Source organism: Oleiagrimonas sp. (genome assembly GCF_027858935.1).
GTDB lineage: Bacteria > Pseudomonadota > Gammaproteobacteria > Xanthomonadales > Rhodanobacteraceae > Oleiagrimonas.
The window spans coordinates 1-6902 of record NZ_JAQIBU010000058.1 but is presented as its reverse complement, the minus strand read 5'-3'; the positions used below and the strand labels follow the sequence as shown (position 1 = coordinate 6902).

The following is a 6902-nucleotide window of genomic DNA, read 5'->3' as shown; positions in this document are numbered from 1 at the left end:
AGCTGGATGGGCCACCTGGCCAACCGCATCGGCCGTCGCAAGTGTTTCTGGAGCGCATTCGTGCTGATCCTTGCGGGCATCGCGCTGATGCTGGCGCATCCGCTGGCGCTGGTGATCGCTGGGCTGGCGGTAGTCACGTTCGGCTTTTTCGCCGGGCACTCGATGGCGGCCAGCTGGGTCGGCCGGCGCGCCACCCACGCCAAGGGACAGGCTTCCTCGCTGTACCTGTTCACCTACTCCAAGGGCTCCAGCCTGGCTGGCGTCGCCGGGGGCGTATTCTGGGGCCGCTACGGCTGGCTGGGCGTGAGCGTGTTCACGGCATTGCTGACGGCGCTGGGACTGCTCGGTGCGCTGCGCCTGATCGCGATTCCCTCGCGACTGACCTCGCGCAACACCCCGCTGCACGCAGGCGTCGCGCAGTAGCCGAAGGGGCGGGCCGGGGTGTCGCCGCTGCAGCCTGCATGCCACAATGACGGGCTTGACGGCGCTGTCCGGCGCCGCATCGATGGATGCTTCCGGTGTAAGCAAGCTTTTCGACATCCGGCACCCGCAGCGGTGCCCCTTGCCGTTTGCCCGCTTTGGTGCGGGCGGATTCCCTGGTGTTTGTTACGCGCGCGGCGACTGGCCGTGCGCGCAATCGTGCTCGAGTTCGCGTCATGTCCATGTCTTTTCAAGAAACCCGCAACAACCTCCTGTCCGGGCTCACCGTAGCCCTGGCTCTGGTACCCGAGGCGCTGGCCTTCGCCCTGGTGGCGCACGTCAATCCTCTGACCGGTCTGTATGCCGCCTTCATGATGTGTCTGGTCACGGCGGTCCTGGGTGGTCGCCCCGGGATGATCTCCGGAGCCACTGGCTCCATGGCCGTGGTCATGGTGTCGCTGGTCGCGCTGCATGGTGTGCAGTACCTGTTTGCCACCGTGGTGCTGCTGGGCCTGCTGCAACTGGTGTTCGGCGCGCTGAAATTCGGCAAGTTCATCCGCATGGTGCCGCATCCGGTGATGCTGGGTTTCGTCAACGGACTGGCGATCGTGATCTTCATGGCCCAGCTGAGCCACTTCAAGGAAAAAGGCGCGGACGGCGCGCTGCACTGGCTGACCGGCATGCCGCTCGCGGTGATGCTGGGGCTGGTGGCGCTGAGCATGGCGATCATCTATCTGCTGCCCAAGCTGACCCGCGTGGTGCCCTCGGCGCTGGCGGCGATCATCGTGGTGGCGCTGCTGACGCAGTTCGGTGGCATCGCCACGCGCACGGTGGGCGACCTGGCCTCGATCAAGGGCGGGCTGCCACCGTTCCACATCCCCGACGTGCCCTGGAATTTCCAGACCCTGCGCATCGTGTTCCCGTATGCGCTGATCCTGTCCGTGATCGGACTGACCGAATCGCTGCTGACGCTGAACCTGATCGACGAGATGACCGAGACCCGCGGCCAGCCCAACCGCGAGTGCATGGCGCAGGGAGCAGCCAACGTGCTCAGCGGTTTGTTCAGCGGCATGGGCGGCTGCGCGATGATCGGCCAGAGCATGATCAACGTGAACGCCGGCGCCACGCGTCGCCTGTCCGGCATCGTGGCCGGCATCGCGCTGCTCAGCTTCATCCTGTTCGGCTCGGACCTGATCGAGCGCATTCCGCTGGCGGCGCTGGTCGGGGTGATGTTCGTGGTGGCGGAAAAGACCTTTGAATGGGGCAGCGTGCGGGTGTTCGGCAAGGTCCCACGGACTGATGCGCTGGTGGTGGTGGCGGTGACGCTGGTGACCGTGTTCTCCGACCTGGCCATCGCAGTGCTGGTGGGCGTGGTCATCGCGGCCCTGGTCTTTGCCTGGAAGCATGCCAAGCAGATCTCGGTGACCACCTCGATCGATGCCCAGGGCAGCAAGATCTATGCGCTGCAGGGATCGCTGTTCTTTGCCTCGGTGACGGGATTCACCGACCTGTTCACGCCGCGTGAGGATCCGGCGGACGTGATCGTCGAGTTCAAGGCTGCAAAGGTCATGGATCACTCGGCGATCGAGGCCATCGACGCGCTCGCCGACCGCTACCTGAAACTGGGCAAGCAGCTGCATCTTCGCCACCTCAGCCCGGATTGTGCCGAACTGCTGCACAAGGCGCGCAAGATGATCGAGGTCAATGTGCTCGAGGATCCGAAGTACCACCTTGCAGACGATCAGCTGGGCTGATCCCCGGACACGGATCATCCGGGGGCAGGCTTCAGCATCGGCTCCATGGCGGCGAAGTTGTCGTCTTCGAGCAGGGTCGGCAGGCCGCGGTCAAGGGAGTCGGCGCGAAAGACATCAATCGAGACCAGCAGCAACGGTACCTATTTTGGTCAGATGGGTGATGCGACGGTCTGGCACCGCTGGTCGTAGTGCCCGGAAGAAGAGCAAGAAAGGCAATGCATGGAAGGCGGCATTTCATTGCGGGAATGGACGTCCTTGCTGCGTGGAGTATCATCAATGCACATGAAACTGCGTATACATCGAGCTCGAACGATAGCCATTCTGGGCGCGCTTGCACTGAGCGCTGCGTGTTCGGCCAGCGCCTGGGCGCAATCGGATGCACAGGCCCGTCAGAGCGTCCAGGACCATCATCTTCGCGCCCAGCTGCAGGGCAGCGCGCTGCGTGAACAGCAGCGCCAGCAGACCAGCCGCACCGTGCAACAGGCCTTCAAGGACACGGCAAGCAAATCCGGTCTGCAGCAGGCCGATCAGGCGCAATATGACGCCTATCGTGCCAACCAGCGCAATCGCGTCAACGACGCAGCGGCACATCCGGTACAGCAGCGGGCGGTCAAGCTGAAGCCATTACATCCGGCAAGCGCACGCAGCGGCTCCTGATCCTTCGGGCGCACAGGACGCATGACCTATACTCGCCGTGATCCATATCCGCACGGAGAGCCCTGATGACCGCGCCTACCCGCATTGACACCAGCCGCGAGATCCATCCACCGCGCGGCACCGCGTTGAGCTGCAAGAACTGGCAGATCGAGGCGGCTTACCGGATGATCCAGCACAACCTCGATCCAGAAGTGGCCGAGAACCCGGCCGAGTTGGTGGTGTATGGCGGCATCGGCCGCGCCGCGCGCAACTGGGAGTGCTTCGACGCGATCCTCAAGTCCCTGCGCGAGCTCGATGAAGACGAGACGCTGTTGGTCCAGTCGGGCAAGCCGGTGGGCGTGTTTCGCACCCACGTCGACGCGCCGCGCGTGTTGATCGCCAACTCCAACCTGGTGCCTGCCTGGGCCCATTGGGAGCACTTCCACGAGCTCGATAAGAAGGGTCTGATGATGTACGGCCAGATGACGGCCGGCTCGTGGATCTACATCGGCTCGCAGGGCATCGTGCAGGGGACCTATGAAACTTTTGTCGAGATGGGACGCCAGAGCTACGGCGGCCACCTGAAGGGCAAGTGGATCCTGACCGCGGGACTGGGTGGCATGGGTGGCGCGCAGCCGCTGGCGGCCTCCTTGGCTGGCGCCTGTTCGCTGAACATCGAGTGTCAGCAGAGCCGCATCGATTTCCGCTTGAAGACGCGCTACGTCGACGAGCAGGCCGACAACCTGGACGACGCGTTGGCGCGCATCGAGAACTACACGAAGGCAGGTGAGGCCAAGTCGATCGCGCTACTGGGCAACGCGGCCGAAATCCTGCCCGAGCTGGTCAAGCGCGGCGTGAAACCGGACGCGGTGACTGACCAGACCAGCGCCCATGACCCGGTCAACGGCTACCTGCCGCTGGGGTGGTCCGTCGAGGAGTGGTTCAAGCGCCGCAAGAGCGATCCGGAAGCCACGCGCGATGCCGCCAAAAAGTCCATGAAGCAGCATGTGGACGCCATGTTGGCCTTTCATGCCCAGGGCATCCCCACCTTCGACTATGGCAACAACATCCGTCAGATGGCCTTCGATGTCGGCTGCGAGCGTGCCTTCGACTTTCCCGGTTTTGTGCCGGCATACGTCCGCCCGCTGTTCTGCCGCGGCATCGGACCGTTCCGCTGGGTGGCGCTTTCGGGGGACCCCGAGGACATCCGCAAGACCGACGCCAAGGTCAAGCAGTTGATCCCGGACGACAAGCACCTGCACCACTGGCTGGACATGGCCGAACAGCGCATCGCCTTCCAGGGCCTGCCCTCGCGCATCTGCTGGGTCGGCCTCGGGCAGCGCGACAAACTGGGTCTGGCCTTCAACGAGATGGTGCGCAAGGGTGAACTGAAAGCGCCCGTTGCCATCGGTCGCGACCACCTTGACTCGGGCTCGGTCGCCAGTCCCAACCGCGAGACCGAGGCCATGCGCGACGGCTCTGATGCGGTGTCCGACTGGCCCATTCTCAACGCCCTGCTGAATACCGCCAGCGGCGCCACATGGGTCAGCTTCCATCATGGCGGCGGCGTCGGCATGGGGTACAGCCAGCATGCTGGCCTGGTGATCGTCTGCGACGGCAGCGAAGCCGCGGATCAGCGCATCGCCCGGGTGCTTTGGAATGATCCGGCAACCGGTGTCATGCGGCATGCCGACGCCGGCTACGAGGACGCCATCGCCTGCGCCAAGGAGCAGGGGCTGAAGCTGCCGATGGCTTGAGTGCGGCTGGGCAACACGGCCGGTGGTTCCCGCATGGATTGAACTGCGCGATCAAGATCCTGGCCCATGCCGGCCAGGGCGACCATTGCGACATCGCACGATGCATGCTTCCGGTCTGCGTGTCGGATACGCGAATACAATGGTCAGGAAAGCGCTTGCAACGGTTACTTGCCCATGCGGGCGCTGCCATGCCGCAAGCGGACGCACGCCCCCGGCCGTGCTCCTGCATGCAGTCCAAGGGCATGCAGGATCTTTCGCGTCGTCTCGATGTCTGAGTGATGCATCCCGATCGCACATGGCGTGGTCGACAGCCAGCACGAAATCCCTGCGATACAGCTGCTGCAGCCGCGCATCACGTCGGAAAAGCATGCACTTTCGTGCATTGATCGATGCAACAGGCAGGCGTTCCGGCAGGGCATGGGGCGTCCAGGCGGTTCCTGTGTCCGTGCATGGGACCATGCTTTCCAAAGCGGTAATCTATCTGCAATGCATCCAGGGTGTGCGCCATGAATCTCGTTGAACTCGACAACCCTTTCTGGTCCTCCCTGCAGACGCGTCATCGTGATCTTGCCATCATGGATGGTGAGGCGGCACGCTATCCCGACGCGTTTGCGCCCTTTCTCGGTGTCTCGAGCAGAGACGCCGATGTAACGGAATCGCTCGAACGCCTGGTCGAACCCGACCGCACCGTGCTGCTTCTTGGCGTAGCACCGGACGCATTGAACGGCTGGACGCTGAAGGCTTTCGAGCCGCTCGCGCAGATGGTCTGTACACGACGCCTGGATCCCGTGGACGGGCCTGAAGTGATCGAGTTGGCGGATGAACACCGCGAGGACATGCTGGCGTTGACCGCGCTGGTGTATCCGCACTACTTTCGCGAGCGCACCATGGAGCTGGGGCGTTATTTCGGCATCTACCAGCAGGACCGGCTGGCGGCGATGATCGGCGAGCGCCTGGGCACCGAAAGCGCACAGGAGATCAGCGCCGTGTGCACCCATCCGGATTTCAGTGGCCAGGGACTCGCGCGACGTCTGGTGGCGATGCTGTCCAATGACAATCTTGAGCGTGGCTATACGCCGTTCCTGCATGTGGGGTTTGACAACGAGCGCGCCAAGGCACTGTACGAACGGATGGGCTACACCCTTCGCAGGGAACTGAGCTTCTGGTCCCTGCATCGCTGAGCGCAGGCGACGTTTGCCGGGTCACGGTCTGCAACAATTTCGGCAGTGCCGAGCGCCACAGGCGCCAGTCGTGGGATCCGGGCAGCATCAGCACGTGGTCGGTCGGAAGTATCGACGCCATCAAGGTGTCCGGTTTGCGGAACCGGTCGCTGGCGCCATAGGCCAGCCAGGTCGTTTGCGTGCGTTCGTGGTCCTGCCCCATGTGCTGGACATGACGCCACAGCTCGCGCTGGAACGTCTTCGGTCCGAGCGGCTGCGGTGGTCCCGGATTCCAGTGCTTGAGCCCGCCGGCCTTGCGGATTTCAGCGTGGATCGGGGCATCGCCCAGGTAGGGGGAAAGCAACAACAGGCCGTGGGCTTGGCCCGGGTAGGCAAGGTCGTACAGAAGGGCGCCCATGCCGCCCAGGGAAATGCCGGCCAGCCACAGTTGGCGCGGTTTGCGCGCGAGTGCAGGCGCGATCACTTCTTGTTGCAGACGTTGCGGCGCGTGACCCTGGAGGTAGAAGGGCATGGTCAGGCCGGTCAGGATCACGTCCGCGTCCGGCCATTGCTTCTGGATCAGCTGGGCTACATGACGTTTTTCCAGATCGGCCAGGCTGTCGCCGCGCCCGGGCAGCATCACCACCAGTTTGCGCGCCGGCTGAGGCGCCGCATGGAAGGTTGTAGGAATCGGCCGGGTCACGTCGCCACCCGCAGCAAGGCAGCCGCCAAGCGCCAACAGGGTAACGACGAGGAGCAGGCAGAAAGCAGCCTTGAACGTTCGTTGCATGGGACCGGCCTCGGATACCGCGGGTCCCCAGCGTACGGCAAATACGCATGCGGGGCCTGTTTCCTGCGGCATGATCTGTACCGGCATGCGGGTGGAGATCGAGGTCACCGCGGTTCGTTCGTGAGGGGACGCCTCGCAGCAAGGCCCTGGCTGCAGGTGCGGCGGCTGGGGCGTGGACCCGCAAGGAACCGGTGGTCACTTGCGGGTCGCTGCAGGGCGGTCAGGCTTGCCTTTCGACCCGCACCGGTACGGACTTCGATGCGGGCGTCTTGGAGATCCTGTCGTGCAGGCCAATCGGAACCAGGACATTGCACTCGGGGAAGTAGGACGCCACCGTGCCGCGCGGCACCTTGTAGGCGACCAGTTTCAGGCCCTCGAGCCGCCG

Annotated in this window: 5 protein-coding genes and 1 pseudogene; 5 read left to right on the top strand and 1 reads right to left on the bottom strand. The window is 64.1% G+C overall.

From position 1 onward, the window contains the following. The 5 genes from PF446_RS02355 to PF446_RS02335 form a co-directional block, all read left to right on the top strand. Positions 1-423, top strand: a 423-nt coding sequence (locus PF446_RS02355; RefSeq protein ID WP_298069313.1) for an MFS transporter, incomplete at its 5' end; no start/stop codon positions are given. A 233-nt stretch (positions 424-656) separates the two neighbouring features. Next, a complete protein-coding gene (locus PF446_RS02350; protein WP_298069311.1) occupies positions 657-2174 on the top strand; it encodes a SulP family inorganic anion transporter in 1518 nt (505 codons plus the stop codon). 282 nt (positions 2175-2456) lie between these two features. Beyond that, entirely contained in the window at positions 2457-2831 is a 375-nt protein-coding gene (locus tag PF446_RS02345) for a hypothetical protein (protein ID WP_298069309.1), read from the top strand. A 65-nt stretch (positions 2832-2896) separates the two neighbouring features. After that, positions 2897-4567, top strand: a complete 1671-nt coding sequence (hutU, locus tag PF446_RS02340) for a urocanate hydratase (protein WP_298069307.1) — start codon at positions 2897-2899, stop codon at positions 4565-4567. Between the two features lie 506 nt (positions 4568-5073). Further along, positions 5074-5748, top strand: coding sequence for a GNAT family N-acetyltransferase (locus tag PF446_RS02335; protein WP_298069305.1), 675 nt, complete (start codon positions 5074-5076; stop codon positions 5746-5748). Between the two features lie 49 nt (positions 5749-5797). Here the strand turns inward: PF446_RS02335 and PF446_RS02330 are convergent. After that, positions 5798-6259: pseudogene (locus tag PF446_RS02330) on the bottom strand (alpha/beta hydrolase-fold protein); the annotation flags it as partial. Between the last annotated feature and the right edge of the window lie 643 nt (positions 6260-6902).